This is a genomic window from Sphingomonas sp. AC449, from assembly GCF_979253475.1.
Map to the genome: position 1 here is coordinate 35968 of NZ_CEEDCZ010000006.1, position 26432 is coordinate 62399.

A 26432-nucleotide genomic window follows, 5' to 3' on the forward strand; every position below is an offset into this window, starting at 1 on the left:
GGCTGCGCAACGTGCGACCATGGCCGCGCGCTTCGCATTGACATCGATGTCGGAGTTGGCGATCACGCCGCCAAGCCGCTCGAGAAGATGCGGCATGGGAGGATATTGACGATGAGCACGGGGATGAGCACCGGATTTCCGCGGATCGCCTGCGCGCTGATGAGCGTCGCGCCGATCGCGCTTTCGGCGCAGACGCTGCCGGTGCCGCTGCCGGTGGCGGGGTCTGCACAGGCGTCGGCGTCAAGGACCGCCGGCGCACCGGCTGCCCGCACGGCCGAGATCTGGCGCGACACCACGAGGACCGCTGCGGACCGCGCGGACGCGCTGGTGAAGGCGATGACCAGCGCCGAAAAGCTGCGTTATGTTCACGGCATATTCCCGCCGATGGCAAAGCCGGCAACCGCCGACATGATCCCGTCCGCGGGTTACGTGCCCGGTGTCCCACGGCTGGGCATACCGACGTTGCGCGAGAGCGATGCGTCGCTGGGCGTTGCCAACCAGGTCGAGCAGCGCAAGGGCGATGTGGCCACGGCGCTGCCCGCGAGCCTTGCCACCGCCGCGAGTTTCGATCCCGCCATCGCCTATGCCGGGGGCGCGATGATCGGCAGCGAAGCGCGCGCGAAGACCTTCAACGTGTTGCTGGCCGGCGGCGTGAACCTGACGCGCGATGCCTGGAACGGGCGGAACTTCGAATATCTCGGCGAAGATCCGCTGCTGACGGGCGTGATGGGCGCCGCGTCGATCCGGGGCGTCCAGTCGAACCATATCGTCTCGACGATCAAGCATTTCGTCCTGAACAGCCAGGAGACCGGACGCGCCGTGCTCGACGCGCGGATCGATCCGACGGCGCTGCGGGAAAGCGACCTGCTGGCGTTCGAGATCGCGATCGCGGACGGGAAGCCGGCTTCGGTCATGTGCGCGTACAATCGCATCGACGGTGACTATGCGTGCGAGAACAAGCGTCTGCTGACCGACGTCCTGCGCGGCGACTGGAAATATCCGGGGTTCGTCATGTCCGACTGGGGTGCCGTCCATTCCACCGAGAAGGCCGCCAACGCAGGGCTCGATCAGGAATCGGGTCAGGAACTCGATGCCAAGGTCTATTTCGGCACGCCGCTTGCCGACGCCGTCGCTGCCGGGCGGGTCTCGACGGCACGGCTCGACGACATGGTCCGCCGCATCCTGACCGGCGTCATCGCGAGCGGGCTTTACGACCATCCCACGCCCCTGTCCGCACAGCCGATCGACTATGCCGCGAACGCCGAGGTCGCACAGCGTGCCGCCGAGGCCGGGATCGTCCTGCTGAGGAATGAGAAGGGTCTGTTGCCGCTTGCCAGGACGGCGCGATCGATCGTGGTCATTGGCGGGCATGCCGACGTCGGCGTGCTGTCCGGGGGCGGCTCGTCGCAGGTTCGCTCGGTCGGCGGCGTGCCGATCGAGATTCCGCTCAAGAGCGGCGCGGCCGCGTCGTTCGCGCGAATTACCTATCATTCGTCATCGCCGCTTCGGGCGATCAGGGCGCTGGCCCCCAACGCGACGGTGACGTTCGTCGACGGCACCGACCCCGCCGCCGCCGCGAAGGCGGCGCGCGCCGCCGATCTCGCGATCGTCTTTGCAACGCACTGGCAGACCGAGGCGCAGGATGCGCCATCGCTTTCGCTTCCCGATAACCAGGATGCGGTGATCGACGCGGTCGCCGCCGCCAACCGACGCACCATCGTCGTGCTGGAGACCGGTGGACCCGTCCTGATGCCGTGGGCGACGCGCGTGCCGGCGATCGTCGAAGCCTGGTATCCGGGCCAGCGTGGCGGCGAGGCGATCGCGCGCGTTTTGTTCGGCGAGGTCGATGCATCGGGTCGTCTGCCGATCAGCTTCCCGCGGACCATCGAGCAGCTTCCTCGCCCCCGCCCGGTCACATCGCCGACCGGCGCGACGAGCAACGATGCCTCCGCCAATGCCGGTGCCGGCGACGCCGGCCTGCTGCCGGCCTATCCCGTCACCTATCAGGAGGGCGCGAACGTCGGGTATCGATGGTACGCCACGCGCAAGGACTCGCCGCTGTTCCCGTTCGGCTTCGGGCTGAGCTATGCCAGCACCCGGATCAGCAACCCACGGTTCTCGGGCGGCGCCAACGCCAGCGTCACGTTCGCCGTTACCAACCGGACCGCGCGGACGGGCGTTGCCGTACCGCAGCTCTACGCAACGTTGCCGGACGGCGGCGCACCGCGGCTGGTCGGCTGGTCCCGCCAGACGCTGGCGGCCGGCGAGACCAGAACCGTGACGATCACCGCCGATCCACGCGCGCTGGCACGGTGGGAAGCCGCCGGCTGGCGCCTCAAGGGCGGCGCCTATGCGCTGACGCTCGCAACCGACGCACAGACCATGGTCGCGGCGGGCAGGGTCAACCTGACGGACCGGCGGCTTGCATCGGCGCGTGCTGCATTTGACACACCTTGAGGCAAATCCGCGCGCGAAAGGCCTTGATGTCACGCATTGATTGACATCGATGTCGGGCGAAAGCACGGTCGGGGAACGCGGGATTACACCGCCAAAAGTCACACGCCGGCAGGGACTTGCCGGTCAGGGAGGATGAGTATGAGGGGTTCTATTCCGACGGCGTTTGCGCGCTCGACGTCGGTGTTGGCGTTGGTGGCGGGGCTGACGATGCCCACTTTGGCGACGGCGCAGACGGCGCCGGTGCCGGCACCGTCGGCACAGGCCCAGCAGGGTACGCCGCAAGCCGATACGTCGCCCGGCGCCACGCAGCCCGAGACGGGCGCGACCGCGACCAATGCGCAGCCCGACCAGGCCCCCGGCGACGATATCGTCGTGACCGGCGTTCGCGCCTCGCTCGAGCGGTCGATCGCGATCAAGCGCGACTCCTTCGGTGTCGTCGACGCGATCAGCGCGGAGGACATCGGCAAGTTCGCCAATACCAATCTCGCCGAATCGCTGCAGCGCATCACCGGCGTGTCGATCGATCGCCGCAACGGCGAAGGCTCCACCGTCACGGTGCGCGGCTTCGGTGCGCAGTATAATCTCGTCACGCTCAACGGGCGTCAGCTCGCGACGTCGAACATCGTCGCCGTGGGCGGTGACCAGGGCGGCGACGGGGCCGGCGGCTTTGGCCGGTCGTTCGACTTTTCCAACCTCGCGTCCGAAGGCGTCAAGACGCTCGAGGTCTACAAGACCGGACGCGCGGCGATCCCGTCGGGTGGCATCGGCGCGGCGGTGAACGTCGTCAGCCGTCGTCCGCTCGACTCGAAGGACACGGGTCTGCTCGGCTCGCTCGGCGTCAAGGGCAGCTACGACAACAGCTCGTCGGACTGTTTCGACTGCGGTGCGCGGGTCACGCCCGAGGTGTCGGGTACCGCCAGCTGGAGCGATCCCAACCAGCGGTTCGGCGTTTCGCTGTTCGGCAGCTACCAGAAGCGCAACTTCAGCTTCTCCAGCGTCGCGCCCGACAACTGGAACATCCGGTCGCTGACCGACTTCCTCAATCCCGGCAACGGCTTCGTCAACGGTCAGACGGTGATCAACAACCGTCCGACGAACGGCAATGTCCTGGTGTCGGTGCCGAACGACTCGCGCTATCACTTCTCCGAAGCGAGCCGCGAGCGCATCAACGGGTCGGGCGTCCTGCAATTCCGCCCGACCGACACGCTGACCTTCACCGCAGACGGGCTCTATGCGCAGCTGCGCCAGTCCGAACGTCGCTCGACCCAGTCCAACTGGTTCAATCGCCCGTTCGGCGTGGTCACGTTCGACGATGCCAGCAACGGTATCGCGACGACGAGCTTCCTGTCCGAAACCATCAACGGCGTGAAGGACGAGGCGTTCGAGCAGGCGTATCGTGCGCAGAAGAACAAGCTGTACGATTTCGGCGGCAACATCGAATGGAAGCCGACCGACCGCTTCTCGCTCGCGATCGACGGCCATATCGGTCGGGCGGACAGCGCGCCTGACAATCCCAATGGCCAGACGTCGACGACGGTCGCCTTCAACGCGCCGGTCGTCGCCGCACATTCGCTGACGCTGGGCAAGAATGGCTTCCCCCAGCAGACGCTCAGCATCAACGACGGTTCGGTCAGCACGACGCCGACCGGCCAGTCCTTCATCAAGGGCAATGGCAACGGCGTGATCGATCTCGGCGATCTGTCGAGCGCGGTGCAGCGTCAGTTCGCGTCCAACCAGACGCAGCGGGTCAAGGAACTGCGCGCCGATGCCGGATGGGCACTGAACGATCAGCTTCGCGTCGATGCGGGTGCGGACTATCGCACCACGAATACGCGGCAGACGCAGTACAACACGCGCCAGGTCCTGGGTGACTGGGGCAACTCGCTGCCGCCCGACGTCGCGCGTCTCGCGCCGGGTCAGGTGTTCCAGTTCTGCAACGTGTGCAAGTTCGAGCACAACGACGGAAATCCGGACGCCAACACGCTGGTGGCGTTCCGTACGCAGGATGCGACGAAGCTCTACAACACGCTCCACGACTATTATCTCGGCGTGACGAACGACGGCGTGAACCATGCCGACAACATCGACGCGAACGACGACAACCGTGTCCGTGAGAATATCTGGTCGGGCTATGTCCAGGGATCGTGGAACGGCAAGCTGTTCGACCACAACGCGCAGCTGGTTGCCGGCGTCCGCTACGAAAACACCAAGGTGCGTGCGGTGTCGCTTCAGCCCGTGCCGACCGCGGTCGTATGGACGGCCGACAACGACTTCTTCGTGGCGAACACCGCCGATCGGCAGACTTTGTCGTCGCGTGGCGGGTACAGCAACTGGCTGCCGTCGGTGGATGCCAAGTTCGAGGTCGTCGACAACCTCTTTGCCCGCGCGTCGTACAGCAAGACGATCTCACGCGCCGGCTACGGCGACCTGTTCGCGTCGACCAACGTCGGCGGTCCGGGCCGCCCGACGGCGATCGGCGGCATCGCCACCGGCACCGCGCACAATACCGATCTCGATCCGTTGTCGTCGGACAACATCGACGTCTCGCTCGAATGGTATCCGCGCAAGGACGTCTTCCTGTCGGCGGGCTTCTTCAACAAGAAGGTGCATAACTTCATCGGTCAGACGGTGGTCAACCGCAACCTGTTCGGTCTGCGCGATCCCACCTCGGGCACCGCGGGGACGCGCTCGGGCACCGCGCGCGACCAGCTCGCCAGCACGTTCAACGCGGACATCACCGACGTGAACCTGTTCACCTACACGGCGCTGCTGCAGCAGAATGCGGGCAACGTCGCGACGACGAACGCCCAGTTCGCGGCCAACTACAACACGCAGAGCCGCGCGTTGAACCAGGGGTTCGTCGATCAGATCCTCGGCCAGTACGACATCACCGCCAATGCGCAGGATCCGCTGTTCAACTTCGCGGTGAATACGCCGATCAACAACCAGGACGCGCACATCTACGGCGTGGAACTGGCGGGGCAGTATTTCCTCGGAGATACGGGCTTCGGCGTGGCCGCCAGCTACACGCTGGTCCGCGGCAATATCGGCATCGACATCGCCGCTGATCCGAGCGTGAACACGTTCGCACTGGTCGGTCTGTCGGATACGGCCAACGCCACGCTGATCTACGACAAGAACGGCATTTCGGCGCGCATGTCCTACAACTGGCGCGACAAGTTCCTCAGCGGCATCAACCGCGGCGGCGATCGCAATCCGGTGTTCACCGCACCCTATGGTCAGCTCGACCTTTCGGTGAACTTCGACCTGACGCCCCGGTTCGCGCTCGGGTTCGAAGCGATCAACCTCACCGAGGAAGGCGTGCGCTCCTACGGCCGCGACAAGAGCAACCTGTGGTACCTTTCGGAAGGATCCGCACGGTACCTGGTCGGAGCGCGATACCGCTTCTGACCGAATGGCGAGAAGGCCGCTGACGAAAGCGGCCTTCCTCGTCTAGGATCAACGCATGGCCTCTCCGGTACTTCTCAACAATATCGACCACCGCGACCTGCGTGTCGCGGTCGGTCACCACGCGAGCTACGGCGATGCGATCAACCAGACGCGCGTCTTCCCGGGCGAGTTCGAGGAACTGCAGCGCGACTATGCGATCCTGCTGCGTCGCGACGAGCAAGGCGTCCTCTTCGCGACCGTCCTGCTGGGGCTCGATCCCGACGAGAACCTGTTCCTCGACGGCGAGAATTGGGACGCGCGGTACGTGCCGGCGGCGCGCGCGCGTGGCCCGTTCTCGATCGGCGTCGATGCCGGTGGCGAACCGATGATCCATGTCGACCCGGACCATCCGCGCATCGTCGACGATGGCGAGCCGGTGTTCCGCGAGCTTGGCGGCAACGCGCCGCTGCTCGATCACGTCTCGACGATGCTGCAACGAATCTATGTCGGGCTGGAGACCGAAAAGGCGATGTTCGACGCGTTCGCCGACGCGGGCCTGCTCGAACCCGCGACACTGCAGCTCGATCTCGCCGACGGGCGTCGTTATGACATTCCCGATCGCTTCACCGTCGATGCGGGACGGCTGGCTGCGCTCGACGGCGACGCTCTGGCAGCGCTCCACCGCGACGATTTCCTGCGTCCGGCGTTCTGGATCGCCTCGTCGCTCGGCAACCTTCGCCACCTGATCGATCGCAAGCTGCGGAAGGAGTTCCGTGGCTGAGCGCGTGCACGTGTCGCGCGGGGTGCGCGAGATCGATCACACCGGTGTCCTCGATCTGGAAGCGTTGATCGCGACCGAGGAGCCGGTGATCCTCCGCGGGCTCGCCGCCGACTGGCCGCTGGTCCAGGCCGGGCGGAGGTCGCCGCACGAGGCTGCCGCCTATCTGCGCCGGTTCGATGCGGGCCGTCCCGTCACCGGCTATGTCGGCGATCCCGCGATCAGGGGGCGCTTCCATTATGACGGGTCCGCCACCGCGATGAACTTCGTGGCCGAGCGGATCGTGCTCGGGGCTTTCCTCGATCGCGTGCTCGGGCATCTCGGCGACGCCGAGGCGCCCGCTTATTATCTCGGCTCGACCGACGTCGACACCTATCTTCCCGGCTTCCGGCACGAGAACGATCTGGCGCCCCACGGCGACGTCTTCGATCGTCATGCGCCGCTTGCCAGCATCTGGATCGGCAACCGCACGATCGCGTCCGCGCACCATGACATGTCGAACAACGCGGCGGTCTGCGCCGTCGGGCGGCGACGCTTCACGCTGTTCCCACCCGACCAGGTCGGCAACCTCTATCCCGGCCCGCTCGCGCCGACCCCGGGCGGGCAGGTGGTGAGCATGGTCGATTTCGCTGCACCCGATCTCGATGCCTATCCCCGCTTCGCCGCCGCGATTGCCGCCGGATCGGTGGCCGAACTCGAAGCCGGCGACGTGCTCGTCTACCCGGCCTTGTGGTGGCACCATGTCGAGGCGCTCGACGACTTCAACGTGCTCGTGAATTATTGGTGGAACGCGGCGCCGGCCTTCATGGACACGCCGATGGATACGCTGCTGCACGCGCTGCTCAGCCTGCGCGACCGGCCCGCCCAGGAAAAGCGTGCGTGGCGCGCGATGTTCGACCATTATGTGTTCGGCGATGCGGAGGCGGTCGCGGCGCATCTGCCGCCCCCCGCACGCGGGCCGCTCGCACCGCTGGACGAGCCCGGCGCCCGTCAGTTGCGCGCCTACCTACTGCACAGGCTGAACCGATGACCGAGACGTCTGAACGCCCGCGGACCCGCGTCGTGATCGCGGGCGGCGGCACCGCCGGATGGATCGCCGCCGCGGCGATCGTGCGCCAGCTCGGATCGCTCGTCGACGTGACGCTCGTCGAATCGGACGAGATCGGCACCGTCGGCGTCGGCGAATCCACCATTCCGACCGCGCGCAGTTTCCACGCGTTTCTCGGCATCGACGAAGCCGCCTTCATGCGGGCCACGCAGGCGACCTTCAAGCTGGGCATCGCGTTCGAGAACTGGCGCCAGCTCGACGACCGCTATTTCCATCCGTTCGGCAGCGTCGGCAGGTCGGTGGCGATCGCCGACTTTCAGCATTTCTGGCTCGAGGCGCGTGCCCGCGGGTTCGGTGGCGCCTACGGCGACTATTCGCTCGAACAGCAGGCCGCCGGCGCGGGGCTCTTCGGTCACGACGAGCAGCATTCGCTGGCATACGCCTACCACCTCGACGCGACCGCGTATGCGCGGTTCCTCCGGTCATTGGCAGAACCCTGGGGCGTGCGGCGCGTCGAGGGACGCATCGACCGGGTCGAGCGCGACCGCGAGGGGGGCGATATTGCAGCGCTCGTCCTGGCATCGGGCGAACGGATCGCGGGCGACCTGTTCATCGACTGCACCGGGTTTCGCGCGCTTCTGACCGAGGGCACGCTCGGGACCGGCTATGAGGATTGGTCGGAATGGCTCTCGACCGACCGGGCGCTTGCCGTGCAGACGGAGACGGTCGCGTCGCCCGTGCCGTACACGCGCGCGATTGCGCACACGGCGGGATGGCGCTGGCAGATCCCGCTCCAGACGCGGACGGGCAACGGGCTGGTCTATTCCAGCCGGCACATGAGCGATGACGAAGCGCATGCGACGCTGATCGGCGCGCTCGATGGCCAGCCGCTGTTCGAGCCGCGACCGCTGCGTTTCCGCTCGGGCGTGCGTCGACAGGCCTGGAACCGGAACTGTATCGCGCTGGGTCTCGCGGCGGGATTCATCGAGCCGCTCGAGTCGACGAGTATCCACCTGATCATGAATGCGGTGATCCGTCTGATCCAGCTGTTCCCGTTTCGGGGTGATGATCACGGTGCGCTCGCCGCGCGCTTCAACGCGCAGTCGCGACACGAGTGGGAGCATGTGCGCGACTTCATCATCCTGCATTACCACGTCACCGAGCGTCGCGATTCGCCGTTCTGGCACGACTGCGCGCGGATGACCGTTCCCGACAGCCTCGCCGCGCGGATCTCGCTTTTCACCACGACCGCGGGTGCCTGGCAGGGACAGGACGACCTGTTCCGGATCGATTCCTGGGTTTCCGTCATGCTCGGGCAAGGCGTCGTGCCACGCGCGCATCACCGCATCGCGAGCATGATCAAGGAACAGGAGCTGCAAAACTCCTTCGCGGATCTGTCCAGGGGGATAGCGCGCACGGTGCGGACGCTGCCGCGCCATGGCGAATTCCTCGCGCGATATTGCCCTGCTCACGGCTGATGCCTTGCGCAGCCGTTCCGTTGCCGGACCTGGCTGTCGCCGCTCTAGTCCCGCTGCTCCATGCAGGAAACGGCGGGGCTAGAAGCGGCGGGGTTCGTGACCGATGGCGTCGCACGTGCCACGAAAGCCGTAATTGCTCATGCCTTCCACCGTGATGCGACCGCTGCGCCGATCGATCACCATCCGTGGCTTGTTCAAACCGTTCAGGCGATAGCTGGCCCGGATCGTATCGGGGCTTACCGACACGTCGTACAAGTCCCACCACCCCTGATCCCCGCGGGAATGGATTGGCGGGACCAGTGATTTGGGCAGCCGGATACGTCCACCACCCGCCCAGGTCTGCACCATGAGCGAGGCGTCGAAGACCTCTCTCCTGGTTTCGGTGTAGGTGCCGGACTCGTACCGATCGCGATCACGATTCCAGTTCCATGTCGTACCGCTGGCGACGCCGGTCTTCGATCCGTCCCCAAAACACACGAGACCGAGCTCGACGTTTCGTCCGTCGACGACCGGGCCTGCCGATGGATAGCCCGCTTGTCCGCTACCGGTACGCGTCGGCGCGCGTTCATAGGCAGGATCCGGTTCATAGTCAGGGCGCGGCCGTGACGCAGGCTGACGACCGTAGCTGGGGTCAGGACGAAGGTTTGCGGGTTTCCGGCAGTCGGGCGACGTGGTCGGTTGAATGGAATTGTAGCGGCCGTCCATCGTGGCGATGGTGACGCACTGGCGCCGGTCGGCGTTCCACCAATAGGTATAGACGCGATCGTCACCCTGCTCCCCGCGGATGTTCACATAGCCGCGCCGTTGCAGTTCCATCTCGGCCTGACCGGCACGGGCACCAACCATGTCTTCAAGACCGGTAGATTGCGCCTGGGCAATCGCCGGAAGTGCAGAAGCGGAAAGAAACATGGCCGTGATCTTCGACAGGCCTGCTGGGCAACGCATCGCGACTCTCCTGTTCGGGCGGAATCAGCTCGTCATCGGTAGGGCGAGTTTAGAAATCAGGAACGACGGCGTCCATAACCGTCGACAGCTTTCAGGCCCTGGTCGCCCGCGGGACTTGCACGATCAGGATCGTCACTTCGGCCAGAGAGTTGCACGCCCGGCGATGGTCTGCATCACATCCGGTCGCGCAACGACCTTCCATCGGTAGCAGGCACCAAGGCCGGATCTTGAGGGAACGCCGGCCGTTGCGATCGATGATCGAATCGAACATGATGCAGCATGGATTTCATGAAGTGGCTCAGTTCGCTCGACGAACTCCTCTATGAGGTCATGAGCTGGCTGATCTTCTTCCCGTTGACGCTATGGCGTGCCGTCTTCCAACCCATCGCCGTGATGGAGCAGGTCGAACGCGAAGCGGCACTTCCGGATGATCAGCAATATGCGGCCCTGCTGCGGCCGCCGCTCTTCCTGGCGCTGGCGTTGCTGCTCGCGCATACCGTCAGCGCAGCGCTTGGCCAGACCGACGAAATCATCGCCAACACGCATGGGCTTGCCGGACTCGTCAACGATAATACGACGGCGCTGGCGTTCCGGGCGGTGATATTCGCGGCATTTCCGCTTTTCCTTGCTGCCCGAATAGTGCGTTGCCGCGGGGTGACGTTAGACCGCAGCTCGCTGCGACAGCCCTTCTATGTGCAATGCTATCCTGCCGCGGTGTTCGCGCTCGGGATGAGCCTCAGCGCCGTCCTGATTGATGATAAAAGCGATCTGATGCCGGTGATCGGCCACTGGTTGATGGGTCTTACCACGCTCAACTATTTTCTCGTTCTGACCGGCAGGTTCGCGAAGGTGCTTGGAACCGGCTATCTGCGTGCCACGGGTAACGTAGCTATCGGCATGCTCGAGGGCGCCTTGTTTCTCGGCGGCGTCGGGTTCCTGTTCACGCGGTAGCCGTGCAGCGCACGATCACCTGTCCAGGCGACGGTCATGACGGCGGGTCGGTCGCCGAGCGCGGTCGTCGCAACGATGAATGAACGGCGTGACGGTGCCGAATCCCTTCACCAGCGGCCCGGGCACTTACGCCTAAGACGTAAAAAGGGCATCCGGGTCGCCCCGGATGCCCTGTTTCTACAAGCTGCTTGGGAGCAACCTGGCTGCGATTTTACGCGATCGGTCTTTTAGATGCCATTCGAAAGATTGGTGTCCGGATCGTTGGTGCGCATGTCGTCTGCCTGATTCTGGCCGGTTGCGCGCACGGCGTCGGCCTTGTTCTCAAGCGTGGCTTCCGCTGCGGCGTTGCCCGTATCGTCGGCCGCGTCTTCGAGGTTGTCGGCGACGGCTTCGGTGTTCGACTCGATCTGATCAGCCGCCTGCTCGCGCGGGCTGGAGTTGCAGGCCGCGAGCGAGAGCAGGCCGGTAGCGACGGCGACAGCGAAAACTTTCTTCATGATCAACCCTTTTTGTGGTGGCACAGGGATACACGACGGCCGCCGGATTTCAACGCCTATCCGCTTGGTCGGGTATCGCTGTTCCCGCCTAGTTGGCCGCGATATCCTGCCCGAGCCACGCGGTGCGAAACGCGATCTGTCGGGCGGTCGGCGTAATGCCCGCGGTTTCGTAGCGGACCACCTCGACGGTGGGATCGGCGACGAAGGTCAGCGTGGCGCGGCGTTCGAGGCCGCGCTGGCGGTAGACGATGTCGGCGGTCTGGCCGGGTTTGTAGCGCGACAACGCCGCAGTCGTGTCCGCATCGCTGGTGATCGACGTCCCGCCCAGACTGACGATCTGGTCGCCATTGTCGAGGCCGGCGCGATAGAGTGGCGTACCGGGTGCGGGCGCGCCATCGATGCGCACCTCGCTGCCGGTCGCCTTGAGGCGGACGTTGCCGAACCACGCGGCGGCCGGGCTGGCGGGACGCAGCTTCAGACCCGCCTGGTCGAGCAAGGGGGCATAGTCGGGGAGCGCGCTGGCATCGATCGAGGTCCTGAAAAAGGCGTCGGCGAAGGCGGGGTCCTTCGTCACCGCGCCCAGCGCGCGCGACAGGTCGGCACGCGTATAGGGGCGTTCCGGCTTGCCGAAGGTCTGCCACAAATGCCGCATGAAGGTGTCGAGCGTGATGTCCGGGTACCGCTGGCGCAACGTCAGGTCGAGCGCGAGCGCGAGGCCGGCGCCATAGGTGTAGTAGGACACGAAGATGTTGGGGTTGGTCGCGTCGATCGCCTTTGCCGCGTCGACGAACGGCGCGCGCAGGCTCATCTCCTGCGGGCCGCCATAGGTGCGGGCGGTGCCGGTGGTGAGCGCGTTGACGGTCGCGCCGACCCCGCGGAGATACGCGTCGATCGCCGATTCGCCCGCGCGGCGGATCATCAGCGGCCCGTAATATTGCGTGAACCCTTCGGCGAGCCACAGCGACGGGGTCGGGTTGGCGCGGGTGAAGTCGAACGGTTCGAGCTCGGCGGGGCGGATCCGCTCGACGTTCCAGCTGTGGAAGAATTCGTGGCTGAGCGTGTCGATCTGCGAGAACTTCGCCGCCTTGAACGAGCGCGGCTGCGAGATGATCGTCGAGTTGCGATGTTCCATGCCGTCGCCGCTGATCTGCGGCATGTAATCGGCGATGAAGGTATAGGTGCCGAAGTCGTAGGTGGGGTGTTCGCCCCACAGCGCGATCTGCTGTGCGACGACCTTCCTGGCGCTGGCGGCGAAGCGATCGAGATCGGCGGGGGTGCCGTCGTGATGGACCGCGAGGCGGATCGTGGCGCGTGTCGCCCCTTCGCCGACCTGCCATTCGCGCAGGTCGAAATCGGAGAGCTCGGTCGGGCTGTCCATGAAATACTGGAAGTCGGGCGCGGCGAAGGTGTAGCGGTCGCCGGTCGGCTGGAGCTGCGTCGCGACCTTCCACTTGGTGTCGAAGGGGACGAACCGCACGCGAATCGGGCGCTTTTCCTGTCCGGCCGCCCACAGGAACGTTGCCGGCATGTTGAGATGCGCGTGCGTCGCATCGATCTGCGCATAGGTGCCGTCGCCGTGATCGCCGAACAGCGTGTAGGTGACCGTCACCGTCCCGTCGTGGCCGGATACCGTCCAGCCATAAGGGTCGGTCCGCGTCACCGCGAGCGCGCGACCGCGGCCATCCCTGGCGGAGAGCGCATAGACGTTCTTGGCGAATTCGTGGATCGCGTAGCGCCCGGGTGACGACCGCGACATCTGGACGCGCAACGGGGCAGGGCCGAGATCGCGCCAGGTCGCGGTGACCTGCGCCTCGTGATGGACCGCGTTGGGGAAGCTGATCTCATACTGCGTCGCCGCCGGGGCCTTGGTCTGTGCGATCGCGGGGGGCGCGAACGGCATCAGCATGGCGGTAAACGTCGCGAAAACGGTCTTCATGGCTGGTCCCCCGGATAATCTCCCGGGTAGCTAGGATCGGACGGCATTCATCTTGTCAACTTGCCCGCAGGGGGCGACGCCGGAGGAAGACTAATCTTCACAAAACATTACGCCGGCATGAGACGGGAATAAGAGCGTGCTGCCGGGACACGGGGGGAGACCCAAGGAGGCGCGACGGCGGTCTGGCTGCGCTACCGTCCGTGCAGGAATGCATGACCGTCGGGAGCCGCGCAGGTCGACAAGCCATTCAAATAACCAGATTTGGGCCAGTGACGCCGCGGCGTGACGCTGTATGGTCCGGCTTAGTTTGCGGGGGGATGCGCATGGTTTCGGTGTCGAGGCGTACCGTGCTGGCGGTTCCATGCCTCGGAGCGGTCGCGATGACCGCGACGGGTGCAAGGTCCGCGCAGTTGCCGGCACCGCTCGACGCGATGCCGGCGTGGCTGGAGCTGGCGTCGGTGCCTGGCGCAAGCTGGGCGGTTCTGCATGCGTCGGGCACCATCGCGAGCGGCGCGGCCGGCTATGCCAGGGCGAATGACGTGCTGGCGACGCCCGACACGCTGTTCGAAGCGGCGTCGCTCTCCAAGGTCGTCCTGGCGGTCGCCGTTCATGACATGGTGCGCGGTGGTCTGATCGATCTCGACAGGCCGGTGGCCGACCATGTCGCGTTCACCGACGATCCCCGCACGCGCACCATCACGCCGCGGCACCTGCTCTCGCATTCCAGCGGCCTGCCCAACTGGCGGGACGCGGCGGGCGAAGCGCTGACGAGCGCGTTCACCCCCGGCACCAAATTCCGCTACTCGGGCGAAGGCTTCGTCCTGCTCGGTCGACTGATCGAAGCGGTGACCGGTGAGACTGCCGCGCAGGTTGTCGCGGCGCGCGTCCTGCGGCCGGCGGGGATGCGCCGGAGCAGCTATGGCTGGGCGCACGGCACCGAGCCGCTGGTCGCGCGGGCGCATGATGGCGCCGGTGCGCTGCTCGCGGACAAGGGGCCTGCAGAATTCGCAGCGCGTCGCGATGCCGGGCCATCGACACCCGTCGACCGCTGGACGCAGGCCGAGCGGGAGAGCGCGGCCGTGTCGCGCGGGAACCCGGCGATGCCGATGTTCACGATCCCCAACATGGCGGCCGGGCTGTGGACGACGGCGGCCGATTTCGCCCGGTTTCTGTCGTATGCGCAGCGCTTCACGATGCTTTCGACACCGACGACACGCGTCAAGGGGACGCTCGACTGGGGGCTCGGGTGGGGGCTGGAACGCGGTGCGGACCGACGTTTCGCCTGGCACTGGGGCGCGAACGACGGCGTCGCCAATTTGTTTGTCGTGGATCTGGCATCGAACATGGCGGTCGTGATTCTCACGAACGGCGATTCCGGGCGCAAGGTCTATGAGCGTGCTGCCCGCGCGATCTTCGCCCGGGAGTTCGATGCGTTCGCGTGGCTGAAGTGATGGATGTTCGCGGCGGTGGTTCGGCCTGCGCTCCGTCCTCGGTTAACGGACCGAGCCGGGTCGCCGGGCGCGGCTGATGGGTCGGATGAGCGATCGGCGAAAGTCGGCAAGGCGGTCCGAACGTCTGCAACCGGCGCTCGCCAGCGGCGGGACTGCGGCACGCGTGCTCGGGTCGAACGCAGCGGGTGCGGCGATCGTACACAGGCCTGTTCCCACTTCGTTCCGTGTTTGCTATCGGTGGAGGATGAGCGCCGTCGCACGCACGATCGTCCCCGTCGCCATGGACGCCTGTTTCGCCTTCGTGAAGACGGGCATCCGCCGGGTCGGCGCTGCCGTTTCAAGCCTTGCCGCGCCGCCGTCAGCCATGCCGGGCCGGCGTCCGATCGTCGCGGCGACGATGGCGTGACCCTGGACCTGTTCGACGCGCCGTTGCTGCCCGGGCTCAGTACGCGCGCCGACCTGGTCGATGCGGGCGAGGAGCACGCGTTGATCGAGCGTATCGATGCGACCGATCTCACGCCCTTCCGCTTCCAGGGCTGGACCGGCAAGCGCCTCACGACCTCGTTCGGGTGGAGCTATGACTTCGAGGTCGGCCGGCCGGCAGAGGCACCACCCATCCCCGGGTGGCTGCTGCCGTTCCGCGACCGGGCGGCTGGTTTTGCAGATCTCGATCCGGAGGACCTGATCCAGGCACTGCTCATCCGGTACGATCCGGGTGCGGGCATCGGATGGCATCGCGACCGGCCAATCTATGGTCACGTCCTCGGCATATCGCTCGGCGCGCCCGCCGAGATGCGGTTTCGACGTCGACGCAGCGATGGGTTCGACAGGGCGTCGGTCCCGCTCGATCCGCGCGCCGCCTACCAGCTGAGCGGACCCGCCCGTCACGACTGGGAGCACAGCATCGTCGCGATGGAGCGGCCGCGGTGGTCAATCACGTTCCGCAGCCTTGCGGGCCGACCATGACGGCCTCCGACCCCGTTCAGCAGCCTCCATCGCCCGCATCGGATGCCGCCGTACCCGACTTCGTGGTCGTCGACGTGGAGACGGCGTGCTCGCGCGTCAGCAGTATCTGCCAGATCGGTATCGTCGGCTTCAGGAACGGCGTCGAGCTGTTCGCCTACGAGACGCTGGTCGACCCGCTCGACCATTTTTCGTCGTTCAACACGCGCATCCATGGGATCACCGGCGATCATGTCGTTGGCGCGCCGAATTTCGGCGACGTCCATGCCGTCATCGACGGACATCTCGCAGGCCGGATCACCGTCGCGCACTCCTACTTCGACAAGGGAGCGCTTGGCGCGGCGTGTGCGATCCATGGGCAGGCCGCCATCGAGACGACGTGGCTCGACAGCGTGCGCGTGGCGAAACGCGCGTGGCCCGAGCTGCCCAGTCACAGGCTGAACGTGCTGACACAGTTCCTTGGCGTTCGACACAAGCACCATGATGCGCTGAGCGACGCGCGTGCCGCCGGCATGGTGATCGTGCGTGCCATCGAGCACACCGGTATCGGGCTCGCCGGCTGGCTGTCGTCGACGAGCGGGCGCCGCGGTGTCGCGTTGAAGGCCGCGGCAAGGGGGCCGCTCAAGGGTCAGCGCGTGGCCATCCTCGGCGGCGCGCGCGATGGCACGCTCGCGCGGCATCTGGCGGCCGCCGGTGCGCGCGTCATGGCCTCGGTCGGTTCCACGACGACGATGCTCGTCATCAGTGATGACCAGCCGTTTGGCCGCTTCGTCACCGCGCATGCGGACTACCGCCGGGTGGAAGAGCTTCGGCGAGGCAAGGCGACGATCGAGATCGTCACAGAACCGGAACTTCGTCATCGCCTCGCGCTGCCGCCAACGTGACGGAATTTCGGGCTTCCCTTCGCGTCTTCCGGAACGTTGGCATCGGCGATGCGCTCGGACGCCGGAGCCCATGACCGTGCCGAGCCTGCGGCACGGTCGCATTCCCGACCCGAAAGACCCGTCATGATCGCCGCTTTCGGGTTGCCCGACCCGTACATCCTCATCCTGACCGGGTTTGGCCTGCTCACCGCGCTGGTCGTCTGGCTGCCGCTGGCGCTCCGCAAGCTGCCCTTGTCGTTGCCCATCGTGTGCATCGGGCTTGGCGCTGCGCTCTTCTCGCTGCCGCAGGTGACGCTGAGGCCGCTGCCGCTTCTGTACCCCGAGATCACCGAGCGCTTTACCGAGTTCGTCGTCATCATCGCGTTGATGGGCGCCGGCCTGAAGATCGACCGGGTGTTTCATTGGCGCGAGTGGGTGGTCACGTGGCGCCTCCTTGCGATCACGATGCCGCTTGGCATTCTCGCCATCGCCGCGGTGACGGCGTGGGGGATGGGGTTGCCATGGGCGATCGCGCTGCTGCTTGCGGCGAGCCTGGCACCGACGGACCCCGTTCTTGCCTCCGATATCCAGGTCGGGCCACCCAAGAGCGACGACGAAGACGAGGTGCGCTTCGGACTGACGTCGGAAGCAGGGCTCAACGACGGTTTCGCGTTTCCGTTCGTCCATCTCGCCATCATGGCGGCGGCCGCTGCCGGCACGCAGGGACCGTGGCTGGGTGAGTGGCTGAGCTACCGCGTGCTGTGGGAAATCGGCGCGGGCGTCGGCGCCGGCTGGCTGATCGGTCGCGCCTTTGGCTGGCTGACCTTCCATGTTCCGGCGCAGACCAAACTGGCGCAGACCGGCGACGGGCTGATTGCGCTGGCCGCGACGTGCATCTCCTACGGCGTTACCGAGATCATCCATTGCTACGGGTTTCTTGCGGTGTTCGTCACGGCGCTGACGTTTCGCGGGACGCACCGAACGCACGATTTCCATCACGACATGCACGATGTCACCGAGCAGATCGAACGACTGGCGATGATGGTGTTGCTTCTCCTGTTCGGCGGTGCGCTGGTCAGCGGCCTGCTGGCATCGGTCTCGCTGACGGACGTGCTGGTCGCGCTCGTCATCCTGCTGGTGATCCGCCCGGTCACCGGGCTGATCGGGCTGTGGGGTCACCGGGCGGACCGGTCGGAGAAACTGACGCTGGCGTTTTTCGGCATACGCGGCGTCGGGTCGATCTATTACCTGGCCTATGGCCTCAACCATATCCACGTGACGGGCGCCGAACGGCTCTGGGGACTGGTCGGGCTGGTCGTGTTGTTCTCGATCGTGCTGCACGGGCTCACCGTGACGCCGATCATGCGTCTGCTCGACCGCAGCCATGGGCGAGACCCGGACAAGGATGAGCGGCCTGCCGAGGGCAGCTGATGCCTTCGCGTCCCAACACGTGTGCCGCTTGACAGCGGGAGCAAGGACAAGGACGATGATACAATGCTGGCCCTGCTGCTTCTCGCCGTACAAGTTACTGCCGCGCCGCCATCGCCGGATATTGTCGTGGTTGGCAAACGAGCAGAGCGAGAGCTGGCCGCTTGCATTGCCCGCAACTGTTCGCCTGACGAAGAGATCGAACTTACGCTCCAAACCTCTGTCGAGCAATTTACCGGCGGCCGGTATGACGATGCCCAACGGTCTCTCCAGAAGGCGATCAAGCGCAACGTGCCATATGCAGAGCGGTTGCCGGGCCCCGTATCGAGTCTTTACGCCACGCTCGCCACCGTTGCCGAGCATCAAGGCAATGACGAGCTGTGGCTGAGGTCGGCCCGCAACAATGTACTGACGCTGCGCCGCTATCTGGGGGAGGCCAATAGCGCGACGTTGGGGCAGGAGATCGACTTTGCCGATACTCTGATCAAGCTGGGCCGGCTTCAACTTGCCGAAGGCATTTATAAAAAGGTCGAGCGCCTGGCCATTGCGCAGGGACAAGGCGAAATCGCCGCGGGGAGCGCCTTTCGGCGGGCGTGGCTGCTCATGGGCTCGGGTCGCTACAAGGACGCCGAACGCGTCGCGGACGAAGCCGTCGGTCTGGCGGCCAAGAACAAAACGTCGATGACCGACCTGCGCGACATATTGCGCGCCCGGATCGCGTTCCAGCAAGGCAAGCGTGACGGCATAGAGGCGCTTGCCGCGCGACTACGTCAGAACCCCGAGGGGCCGCCGAAGCTGCTCTATGCGCCACCGATCAATGACATCAACGCGATACGGACGTTGGTCGAGAAGGATCCCTGGCATGATTCGAAGATCAGATTTGCCGATGTGGGGTATTGGGTTCGGCCTGACGGAAAAACGGCCGGCGTCGAGGTGCTGCGCAATGCCGGGCTCGGACAATGGGCGCCCGGGATCCTGAAGCAGATCGGTTCACGCCGCTATATTCCCCTGAGCGGCAGCGACAATGATGCGGGCATGTACCGGATCGACCGGTTCACCGTGCGGGCCACGTTCGAGATACCAACGGGCAGCCGCATACCGCAGCGGATCGGTCCGCTCACCGTCCATGTCGTCGATCTCACCGAAACCGATGCCATGAAAGAGGTGAGCCGCAGACATGCGCGACAGGCACGTCTGAACGCCGGCAGCTAGCGGTCCAAGGCGCCGACGTTTCGGCAGCGGCGCGCTTTGCCGCGAGTTAAACTCGCCGCGTGGAGGCGTGGCGTCCGCTGATGTCGCGCCCGGTGACGCGCTCCGTCAGACGCAATGCGGGGGCTGGTGCGGAATATTCGCCTCGGGCGGACCGTATCCTCCGCCGGTCCGTCGGCCGCGCGGCGGGCGACACGCGATGGCGCTGGTCGATACGACAGCGTGATGATGCGCGACGGTAATCTCGTCGTTAAGGATTTCCCGATAACCGATTGCAATGCGACGAATGATTATACGATTGGGTGATTCACCGCTCGGTCCGATGGCTCTCGGCATTGCCTATTTCGCCTTTGCAGTGGTGTCGCTGCTGGCGACACGCGGGGCGCATGGCATCGCCGCGATCTGGCCGCCGAGCGGGATCCTGCTGGCGACGCTGCTGATCGTTCGCCGGCGATCGGTCTGGCGGTTCGCGATCGCGGCGCTCGTCGCGAGTTTTTCCGCCAATTTCCTCACCGGCGCCGATCTCTACGTCTCCGTGGGATTTACCGCCGCCAATGGCCTCGAGGCGGTCGTCGCCGCGCTGCTGCTGCGGCGGCGGTCGGGACGCCGCGTTTCGTTCGTCGATCCGGCGGGGCTCGCCGCGTTCTTTCTCGCCTCGCTGGTCGCGGCGGTGGTGAGCGCGGGCGTCGCGGCGTGCATCGCGCCGCAGGCCGGCCGCGCGTTCATCCTGTCCTGGTTCAGTACCGTGTGGCTCGGCATGCTCCTCGTCACGCCGCTGTTGCTCGCGCTGTTCGAGCTGCTGGTGTCGGCACGGCAGGCGGTCGCGCGGCGCGATGTCCTCAACCTCATCGCTATCATCATCTGCACCGCGGTCGCGGCGGGCGCGACCTTCTCGCAAACCCGGTTTCCCATGCTGTTCGTGCCGATGATGGTGATCGTCGTCGCGGTCCTGCGTGGCGGCATGCTCGGCGGGATCATCAGCATGATCGTCGTCGCGGCGATCGGGTCGCTCGCGCTCGGGTGGGATTCCGGCCCGATCTTTCTGATCCGGGGATCGCATGATTCGCGCCTGCTGTTCTTCCAGTTCTATCTTCTGTCGCTGTTCGTCTCGGCACTGCCGATGGCGACGCTGCTCGCGGCGCGCGATCGCCTGAGGGTCAATCTGTCCGAGCGTATCCGCCTGCTCGATCAGGCGGAGGCCGCCGCGCATATCGGCCACTGGCGCGTCAATTCGGTCAACCAGACCATTTTCTGGTCGCCGCAGGTCTTCCGCATGCACGGGCTTCCCGAAGATCGGCCACCGTCGCTCGAACAGGCGATCGGCCTCTATCATCCGGATGACCGGGCGGTCGTGTCGCAGGTTGTCGCGGAAGCGCTCTCCAGCGGGCAGCCCTTTGCCTTCGAGGCCCGGATCGTCCGGCCCGATGGCGCGATCCGCCATGTCGCGACACAGGGCGAGCGCGATTATTCGTCGACCGACGACGCGATCGGGCTGTTCGGCCTGATCCGTGACGTGACCGAGCAGATCGAAGCGCGGCAGGTGCTGCAGGATGCGCGCGACGCCGCCAACCGGAGCGCGGAGAGGGCAATGGCGCTGGCCTCGACCGATGCGCTGACCGGGCTGGCGAACCGCCGGCGGATCGTCGAATATCTCGATGCGACGCTGTCGGACGTCGCTGACGGCGATGCCGCGCTGTCGGTGGTGCTGTTCGACATCGACCATTTCAAGGCCGTCAACGACCGGTACGGACATGATGTCGGCGACGAGGTGCTGAAGCGCGTCGCGGCGTCGGCGATCGAGGGATTGCGGAGCACCGACTTGATCGGCCGTTATGGCGGGGAGGAGTTCGTCATCATCCTGCCGCGGACCGATGCGGACACCGCGTTGCAGATCGCCGAACGCGTACGGTCCCGGATCGAGGCATCGCGGGGTGGCACGCAGCCGAAAGTCACCGTCAGCCTGGGCGTTGCGACGACGCAGGGCGACGACACGGGGCATGTCATTCTCAAGCGTGCCGATGTCGCGCTGTATGCGGCGAAAGATGCCGGGCGGAACCGATTGCGCTTGGCGTCATGATGCTGCGGCGTCAGGATAATCCGCGATCAGCCGCGACAGGCGGCGATGCGGCAAAGTCGACTCGACGGGGGGAGCCGACGGGGGAGGGCGATGTGTCTCTGACGGCAGATCAGATCAGGCTCGTGCGCGAAAGCTATGCGCTGATCAGCCGTGCACCGACGCGCTATTCGGACGCCTTTTATTATCGCCTGCTGCTGGATCATCCGTTCGCGCGCGCGCTTTTCCCCGACGACATGGCGCATCAGATCGCCGTGTTCTCGGAGACGATCGATGTCCTGGTCGAGAATGTCGTCGATCTCGGGCGGCTGCATCCCGAGCTGTCGGCGCTGGCGCGACGACATGTCCAGTACGGCGTGAAGCCCTATCATTATGCGGTGATCGGCGCCGTCCTGATCGATACGTTCGCAGACATTCTCGCGGACGGTTTCACGCCCGCAACGCGTCAGGCCTGGGAGGCGGTGTACGCCGAGACGGCGGGGGTGATGATCGCCGACGCCTATCCTGCAGCGGCGGGCCTGTTCGACCCCGGATCCTGACGTCTGAAATCCGCCGGATTCAGCGTCAGCGTCTGCCCGGGGGACAGCGTCACGCGGCGCTGACGATCGCCGTAGTGCAGTGTCCATGTTTCCGAGATCGCCGACTGCATCCGGACGTGCTGCAAGGTGCCGGCGTTCCAGGCGAGATCGAGTTCGGCGGCGCCCCGGACGCGAACGCCCCGGATGCTCCCGTCGGGCCAGGCGCCCGGCAATGCGGGGAGCAGATCGATCGTCTGGCCCCGGCTGCGCACCAGCATCTCGGTGATGCCCGCGGTGCCGCCGAAATTGCCGTCGATCTGGAACGGCGGGTGCGAAGCGAACATGTTGGGATAGGTGCGCCCCGGCCCGAGCAGATGGCCGAGGATCGCGTGCGCGTGCTCGCCATCGTCGAGCCTCGCCCACAGGTTCAGGCGCCACGCCAGCCCCCAGCCGGTGGCGTTGTCGCTGCGGATGCGGAGCGATCGGCGTGCCGCGGTGGCGAGGGCGGGCGTTTCCTCAAGGCTGATCTGGGCGCTGGGATAGAGCCCGTAGAGGTGGCTGACATGGCGATGCTGGAGGTCGGGCGCGTCGAGGTCCCAGTCCTCGATCCATTCCATCAGCTGCCCCTGCGCGCCGATCCGGTTGGGGACCAGTCGCGCGCGCGCGGCCGCGACCTCCTTGGCGAGCGACGCGTCCGTGCCGAGGATCGCGGCGGCGGCGACGACATGGTCGAACAGGTCGCGCAGGATCTGCATGTCCATCGTCGGGCCCGCGCAGATCGAGCTGCCATGCGGGTGCTGGTTCTCGGGCGACAGCGACGGATTGGTGACGAGCCAGTCGGTCCCCGGATAGCGCACCAGCGTGTCGAGGAAGAACAGCGCGGCGTCGCGCAGCAGCGGATAGATACGGCGCAGAAACGCCGGGTCCCGGCCATAGTCCCAGCGGTCCCACAGATGCAGGCACAGCCACGCGCCTCCGGTCGGCCACATGCCCCATTGCGCGCCGTCGATCGGTGCGGTCGCCCGCCACAGATCGCTATTGTGATGCGCCACCCATCCGCGCGCGCCGTACATCACGCGCGCCGTCTCCGCTCCGGTGACCGCGAGATCCTCGACCATCCGGATGAGCGGCTCGACGCACTCGGCGAGACCGGTGGGCTCGGCAGGCCAGTAGTTCATCTCGGTGTTGATGTTGATCGTGTACTTGCTGTCCCATGGCGGACGATTGCTGTCGTTCCAGATGCCTTGCAGGTTCGCCGGCTGGCTGCCCGCGTGCGACGACGCGATCAGCAGATAGCGGCCGAACTGGTGATACAGCGCCACCAGCGCCGGATCGGCGGCGAGCGACGGCGCCGACAGCGAGTCCGGCGAGGTCAGCGCGGCGATCCGCACGTCCGTCGGCCGGTCGGCGGCGGCGGTCCGGCCGAGGTCGATCGTCATGCGGCGGAAGAGCCGGCGATGCTCGGTGACGTGCGCCTCGCGCAGCGCGTTCCAGCCTTTGCGCGCCGCACGGTCGATCGCCGCCGCGGTCACGTCCGCCGGCTTGCCCGACACGTCGTCATAGCGGCGATGGCTCGTGTCGAGCGCGACGATGGCGACCATCTCGGTGGCGCCGCGCACGACGAGCGTGTCGCCCTCGACGGCGATCCGCGCGCCCGGTGCGATGATACGCGCGCGGATCGCCAGCGACAGCTTCGCGTCGATCCCCGACGAGGGCTGGTTGTGGCCGACGAAGACGAGGTCGGGCCCGCGCGCATCGGTCTTTCCGATCTGCCCCGGCTGCAGGGCCACCGCGACATCGAGCGCACCCGGCCGGTCGACGGTCAGCCGCACCGCGATCACCCCGTCGATCGCGCTCGCGAACACCTCGCGGACATGATGCACGCCCGCACTCGTGAACGACACGCGCGCGATCGCCGTATCGAGGTCGAGCGCGCGTTCGTAGCGATCGGTCGTCGCGAGCGCGGGCAGCGTGAATGTCAGGTCGCCCGCGGTCTGGTACGGCATCTGCTTGAGCGGGCGCGCCATCGCGCGTACGTTGATCAGCGCCTCCGCGTCGGCATAGCGGCCTTCGAACACCATCCGGCGAATGTCGGCGAGCGCGCCGCGTGCCTCCGGGCTGTTGGGGCGATAGGGGCCGCCGGCGTACAGCGTATCGCAATTGAGCTGGAGCCGTTCGCTGCCCGCGCCGCCGAACACCATCGCGCCGACGCGGCCGTTGCCGATCGGCAGCGCCTCCGTCCAGGCGGCGGCCGGCTGGCGATACCAGAGTCGCCACGGGTGGTCGGCACCCTCGCGCGGCTGTCCGATCGCCGCCGCGGGGCCGCTCAACAGGACAGCCGCGCCTGCGGTGCCGGCCTTCATCGCTTGTCGACGCGACAGGGTATCCATGGACGCATTTCCTTTGGCCGCTGCGGATTTTTCGGGGGGAATTGACCGGATCGGGCTTGGGGGGAGGATGTTGTCCGCTTTTCGCTGCCGGTGCGCAATGTCGGGGATTTGCCGGCCGATCGCGGGATCGAGGTCGGCTGCTCGCAAATGCAGGCTTCGTCGCTCGGACCGGTGACCAAGGAGCGGTATGCAGCACCATGATCCGCGCAGCGATGGCGCTGCCCTGCGCGGACCCGGTCGCCGCGGCGGCTTCGAAGACGGCGGCTCAAGGCTGCCGTCCTCAAAGCAGAAATGTATCAGATGTGAAGCAGGCCGATAGTAACGCCGTGCCTCATTCGCCGGGGGCGTCACCCTTGCGCTTGCGCGCGACCGGCTTTGCGGCATCCGTCTTGCTTCCGACAGTCTCGCCGGACTTGCGACCAAGACCGATCTTCATCGCCATGGCCCGGCGGCTTTCGGAATAATTGGCCGAGACCATCGGATAATCGGCCTTGAGGCCATAGCGCACCCGATATTCTTCGGGCGTCATGCCATGCGTCGACAGATGGCGGCGCAACGTCTTGTACTTCTTTCCATCGATCATGCTGACGATGTAGTCGGGATCGGCAAGCGACTTTCTTGCAGTCACGGCGGGAGAATAGTCGGTCGGCACGTCGGTGGTCGTGCCCGATGCCTGCGCATTGCCAGCAAGCGCCGCGATGGAATTGTGCATCTTGCCGAGAAAAGCGGGCACCTCATCGGCGGACGTACGCGTGTTGGGATTGCTTAACCATGCGATCGTCAACTCGGTCGCGAGTTCTATAGGGTTCAGTTCGATGGTATCTGCAGACATATTGTGCTCCATTCTATTCATGCGGCGTAGGCTTGAATTCCAGTAGCTACAACCCCGGCTGCAATCGATTGTTGCATCAGGTAGAAAATTATAGGTTAAGTTCTTGTCCAAACGCGTTCACGGCAAATTGTAACGATATGCTGTCGAGCAATAGCGTTCATTCATCGCGTAAACCTCCCGGCATGCCTCATCATGATGAGGCGGCTTGCCGGCACTGTGCGGATTGTCCCGGGTGTCATCGCCACCTGCCGCCACTGGCGTCGTGCGATCGGCTTCCATCGTTGCTGCGTGGAAGTTTGGGGGACGCCGCGGGTGGGTCGGCGCCTGATCTTCGCGTCTTCTCAACCCATCGCGTGTATTGGAACGACCGCGAGGCGAAGATCTCGGCGTTCCATGGGGGAGCATGTCACACCCCGCCGGGTGCAAACGCATCACGCGGGGTGCAAGGCATCCTTGCCGGTCAGAGATTTTGTGGGGCGGGCGTCGGGGCGTCCGGGGTGGGGCAGGGCGCGCTGCTCGCCGTCAAACCCGATCGGGCGATGGGCCCCGATCCGCAGGGCTGGTGCCCGGTTTACGCCTGTTTGAGTTTGTGCGCGGCGTGCCCGAGCGCGAGAAACGTTGCCAGGGAAGAGCCAGCCCACCCGACCAGGATCATTGCCATCGATACACCCTCTCATCCGCGGTGCGATCTGCACCGTCGATGGCGTACCGTAAGCCCCAAACTCTTATGGTTAACAAGGCATCGAGACTGACCCAATGCTCAATTAACCGGAGAATCCGGAGAGATCGCGTAGTGCCGCGCCACGCCGGACCAGCCCCAAGCCTTGCAGGGCAAACCGGAAGGGCTATTTTACCGCGATGGCTGCCTTTGACGATTCCGCGGATCCCGAACTCGGTGCAGCGTGCAACCGGCTTGCGGCGTGGGTCGAGCCCTTGCCCGTTGCGGCCGTTATCGACCGGGGCACCGGACTGACCGAGCGCGACCTCGCGCTTATCCTGCGCCACCTGCACGCGACCCGGCACCAGCGGCCGGCGGCAGGCGGCGCCGTGGAGGCGGCGGTCGACCGTCCGCAACGCGCGTCGGTGCCGATCACCGCGAAGCACTGACCCCGCTGATCGAACGCGCTGGCTCCCGAACCCGTGGCGGGTGGGGAACTCCGGTCGCGGCATCATCGTCCGGGTCAAGATAGCCATAGTCTTTTGGCCGTAGGACCGGCGGGCTTA

20 protein-coding genes are annotated in these 26432 nt (G+C 66.0%); 15 read left to right on the forward strand and 5 right to left on the reverse strand.

What is annotated here, in order from left to right:
- Positions 1 to 159 precede the first annotated feature (159 nt).
- From AC0CH3_RS11630 to AC0CH3_RS11650, 5 genes are all read left to right on the forward strand, one after another.
- Positions 160 to 2457, forward strand: coding sequence for a beta-glucosidase (locus AC0CH3_RS11630; RefSeq protein WP_465237947.1), 2298 nt, complete (start codon positions 160 to 162; stop codon positions 2455 to 2457).
- A 138-nt stretch (positions 2458 to 2595) separates the two neighbouring features.
- Positions 2596 to 5868 (forward strand): TonB-dependent receptor, encoded by a 3273-nt coding sequence (locus AC0CH3_RS11635; RefSeq protein WP_354303807.1) that lies wholly within the window; start codon positions 2596 to 2598, stop codon positions 5866 to 5868.
- Positions 5869 to 5923: 55 nt separating this feature from the next.
- Positions 5924 to 6628: a SapC family protein gene (locus tag AC0CH3_RS11640; RefSeq protein WP_354303809.1), complete on the forward strand. Its 705-nt coding sequence runs from the start codon at positions 5924 to 5926 to the stop codon at positions 6626 to 6628.
- Entirely contained in the window at positions 6621 to 7655 is a 1035-nt protein-coding gene (locus tag AC0CH3_RS11645; RefSeq protein WP_457326010.1) for a cupin-like domain-containing protein, read from the forward strand. The genes AC0CH3_RS11640 and AC0CH3_RS11645 overlap by 8 nt, the downstream gene beginning before the upstream one ends.
- Complete coding sequence (locus AC0CH3_RS11650) at positions 7652 to 9151, forward strand: tryptophan halogenase family protein (RefSeq protein ID WP_465237920.1); 1500 nt, start codon at positions 7652 to 7654, stop codon at positions 9149 to 9151. Before AC0CH3_RS11645 ends, AC0CH3_RS11650 begins: the two co-directional genes overlap by 4 nt.
- A gap of 78 nt (positions 9152 to 9229) precedes the next feature.
- On the opposite strand, the gene AC0CH3_RS11655 is transcribed toward AC0CH3_RS11650, so the two are convergent.
- The gene (locus AC0CH3_RS11655) at positions 9230 to 10060 is read right to left on the reverse strand and encodes a hypothetical protein (RefSeq protein ID WP_354303813.1); all 831 of its coding nucleotides are present in this window, start codon (positions 10058 to 10060) and stop codon (positions 9230 to 9232) included.
- Between the two features lie 315 nt (positions 10061 to 10375).
- Between AC0CH3_RS11655 and AC0CH3_RS11660 the strand changes: the two genes are divergently transcribed.
- Positions 10376 to 11047 (forward strand): hypothetical protein, encoded by a 672-nt coding sequence (locus AC0CH3_RS11660; protein WP_354303815.1) that lies wholly within the window; start codon positions 10376 to 10378, stop codon positions 11045 to 11047.
- A gap of 227 nt (positions 11048 to 11274) precedes the next feature.
- Here AC0CH3_RS11660 and AC0CH3_RS11665 read toward each other — a convergent pair whose 3' ends face one another.
- Both AC0CH3_RS11665 and AC0CH3_RS11670 read right to left on the reverse strand, forming a co-directional pair.
- On the reverse strand, positions 11275 to 11544 hold the full coding sequence (locus tag AC0CH3_RS11665) for a hypothetical protein (protein ID WP_333996981.1): 270 nt from the start codon (positions 11542 to 11544) through the stop codon (positions 11275 to 11277).
- Between the two features lie 88 nt (positions 11545 to 11632).
- A complete protein-coding gene (locus AC0CH3_RS11670; RefSeq protein ID WP_354303818.1) occupies positions 11633 to 13480 on the reverse strand; it encodes a M61 family metallopeptidase in 1848 nt (615 codons plus the stop codon).
- A gap of 323 nt (positions 13481 to 13803) precedes the next feature.
- On the opposite strand from AC0CH3_RS11670, the gene AC0CH3_RS11675 reads away from it, so the two are divergent.
- The 8 genes from AC0CH3_RS11675 to AC0CH3_RS11710 all read left to right on the forward strand — a co-directional run bounded on the left by AC0CH3_RS11675 (position 13804) and on the right by AC0CH3_RS11710 (position 22007).
- A complete protein-coding gene (locus AC0CH3_RS11675; RefSeq protein WP_465237921.1) occupies positions 13804 to 14931 on the forward strand; it encodes a serine hydrolase domain-containing protein in 1128 nt (375 codons plus the stop codon).
- A gap of 244 nt (positions 14932 to 15175) precedes the next feature.
- Positions 15176 to 15337 carry a hypothetical protein gene (locus AC0CH3_RS11680; RefSeq protein WP_354303822.1) on the forward strand — a complete coding sequence of 54 codons (162 nt, stop codon included), beginning with the start codon at positions 15176 to 15178 and terminating at the stop codon, positions 15335 to 15337.
- Positions 15334 to 15897 (forward strand): alpha-ketoglutarate-dependent dioxygenase AlkB, encoded by a 564-nt coding sequence (locus tag AC0CH3_RS11685; RefSeq protein ID WP_354303824.1) that lies wholly within the window; start codon positions 15334 to 15336, stop codon positions 15895 to 15897. Before AC0CH3_RS11680 ends, AC0CH3_RS11685 begins: the two co-directional genes overlap by 4 nt.
- Positions 15894 to 16778, forward strand: coding sequence for an exonuclease domain-containing protein (locus AC0CH3_RS11690; protein ID WP_354303826.1), 885 nt, complete (start codon positions 15894 to 15896; stop codon positions 16776 to 16778). The genes AC0CH3_RS11685 and AC0CH3_RS11690 overlap by 4 nt, the downstream gene beginning before the upstream one ends.
- 123 nt (positions 16779 to 16901) lie before the next feature.
- Positions 16902 to 18188, forward strand: coding sequence for a cation:proton antiporter (locus tag AC0CH3_RS11695; protein ID WP_354303828.1), 1287 nt, complete (start codon positions 16902 to 16904; stop codon positions 18186 to 18188).
- A gap of 63 nt (positions 18189 to 18251) precedes the next feature.
- On the forward strand, positions 18252 to 19397 hold the full coding sequence (locus tag AC0CH3_RS11700; protein ID WP_354303830.1) for a hypothetical protein: 1146 nt from the start codon (positions 18252 to 18254) through the stop codon (positions 19395 to 19397).
- A gap of 319 nt (positions 19398 to 19716) precedes the next feature.
- Positions 19717 to 21471 carry a sensor domain-containing diguanylate cyclase gene (locus AC0CH3_RS11705; RefSeq protein ID WP_354303832.1) on the forward strand — a complete coding sequence of 585 codons (1755 nt, stop codon included), beginning with the start codon at positions 19717 to 19719 and terminating at the stop codon, positions 21469 to 21471.
- Between the two features lie 92 nt (positions 21472 to 21563).
- Positions 21564 to 22007 (forward strand): globin domain-containing protein, encoded by a 444-nt coding sequence (locus AC0CH3_RS11710; RefSeq protein WP_465237922.1) that lies wholly within the window; start codon positions 21564 to 21566, stop codon positions 22005 to 22007.
- On the opposite strand, the gene AC0CH3_RS11715 is transcribed toward AC0CH3_RS11710, so the two are convergent.
- Both AC0CH3_RS11715 and AC0CH3_RS11720 read right to left on the reverse strand, forming a co-directional pair.
- The gene (locus tag AC0CH3_RS11715; RefSeq protein ID WP_465237923.1) at positions 21968 to 24376 is read right to left on the reverse strand and encodes a glycoside hydrolase family 95 protein; all 2409 of its coding nucleotides are present in this window, start codon (positions 24374 to 24376) and stop codon (positions 21968 to 21970) included. The genes AC0CH3_RS11710 and AC0CH3_RS11715 overlap by 40 nt on opposite strands.
- Before the next feature lie 331 nt (positions 24377 to 24707).
- On the reverse strand, positions 24708 to 25220 hold the full coding sequence (locus AC0CH3_RS11720) for a Ros/MucR family transcriptional regulator (RefSeq protein WP_457326018.1): 513 nt from the start codon (positions 25218 to 25220) through the stop codon (positions 24708 to 24710).
- An 846-nt stretch (positions 25221 to 26066) separates the two neighbouring features.
- Here AC0CH3_RS11720 and AC0CH3_RS11725 point away from each other — a divergent pair.
- Positions 26067 to 26315 (forward strand): hypothetical protein, encoded by a 249-nt coding sequence (locus AC0CH3_RS11725; RefSeq protein ID WP_354303838.1) that lies wholly within the window; start codon positions 26067 to 26069, stop codon positions 26313 to 26315.
- Positions 26316 to 26432: the final 117 nt, after the last annotated feature.

What these genes read in the sequence shown, in the direction of transcription:
- AC0CH3_RS11630 (WP_465237947.1), top strand. Translation starts at nt 160, where the DNA reads ATGAGCGTCGCGCCGATCGCGCTTTCGGCGCAGACGCTGCCGGTGCCG.
- AC0CH3_RS11635 (WP_354303807.1), top strand. Translation starts at nt 2,596, where the DNA reads ATGAGGGGTTCTATTCCGACGGCGTTTGCGCGCTCGACGTCGGTGTTG.
- AC0CH3_RS11640 (WP_354303809.1), top strand. Translation starts at nt 5,924, where the DNA reads ATGGCCTCTCCGGTACTTCTCAACAATATCGACCACCGCGACCTGCGT.
- AC0CH3_RS11650 (WP_465237920.1), top strand. Translation starts at nt 7,652, where the DNA reads ATGACCGAGACGTCTGAACGCCCGCGGACCCGCGTCGTGATCGCGGGC.
- AC0CH3_RS11655 (WP_354303813.1), bottom strand. Translation starts at nt 10,060, where the DNA reads ATGTTTCTTTCCGCTTCTGCACTTCCGGCGATTGCCCAGGCGCAATCT.
- AC0CH3_RS11660 (WP_354303815.1), top strand. Translation starts at nt 10,376, where the DNA reads ATGGATTTCATGAAGTGGCTCAGTTCGCTCGACGAACTCCTCTATGAG.
- AC0CH3_RS11665 (WP_333996981.1), bottom strand. Translation starts at nt 11,544, where the DNA reads ATGAAGAAAGTTTTCGCTGTCGCCGTCGCTACCGGCCTGCTCTCGCTC.
- AC0CH3_RS11670 (WP_354303818.1), bottom strand. Translation starts at nt 13,480, where the DNA reads ATGAAGACCGTTTTCGCGACGTTTACCGCCATGCTGATGCCGTTCGCG.
- AC0CH3_RS11675 (WP_465237921.1), top strand. Translation starts at nt 13,804, where the DNA reads ATGGTTTCGGTGTCGAGGCGTACCGTGCTGGCGGTTCCATGCCTCGGA.
- AC0CH3_RS11680 (WP_354303822.1), top strand. Translation starts at nt 15,176, where the DNA reads ATGAGCGCCGTCGCACGCACGATCGTCCCCGTCGCCATGGACGCCTGT.
- AC0CH3_RS11690 (WP_354303826.1), top strand. Translation starts at nt 15,894, where the DNA reads ATGACGGCCTCCGACCCCGTTCAGCAGCCTCCATCGCCCGCATCGGAT.
- AC0CH3_RS11695 (WP_354303828.1), top strand. Translation starts at nt 16,902, where the DNA reads ATGATCGCCGCTTTCGGGTTGCCCGACCCGTACATCCTCATCCTGACC.
- AC0CH3_RS11700 (WP_354303830.1), top strand. Translation starts at nt 18,252, where the DNA reads ATGCTGGCCCTGCTGCTTCTCGCCGTACAAGTTACTGCCGCGCCGCCA.
- AC0CH3_RS11705 (WP_354303832.1), top strand. Translation starts at nt 19,717, where the DNA reads ATGGCTCTCGGCATTGCCTATTTCGCCTTTGCAGTGGTGTCGCTGCTG.
- AC0CH3_RS11715 (WP_465237923.1), bottom strand. Translation starts at nt 24,376, where the DNA reads ATGGATACCCTGTCGCGTCGACAAGCGATGAAGGCCGGCACCGCAGGC.
- AC0CH3_RS11720 (WP_457326018.1), bottom strand. Translation starts at nt 25,220, where the DNA reads ATGGAGCACAATATGTCTGCAGATACCATCGAACTGAACCCTATAGAA.
- AC0CH3_RS11725 (WP_354303838.1), top strand. Translation starts at nt 26,067, where the DNA reads ATGGCTGCCTTTGACGATTCCGCGGATCCCGAACTCGGTGCAGCGTGC.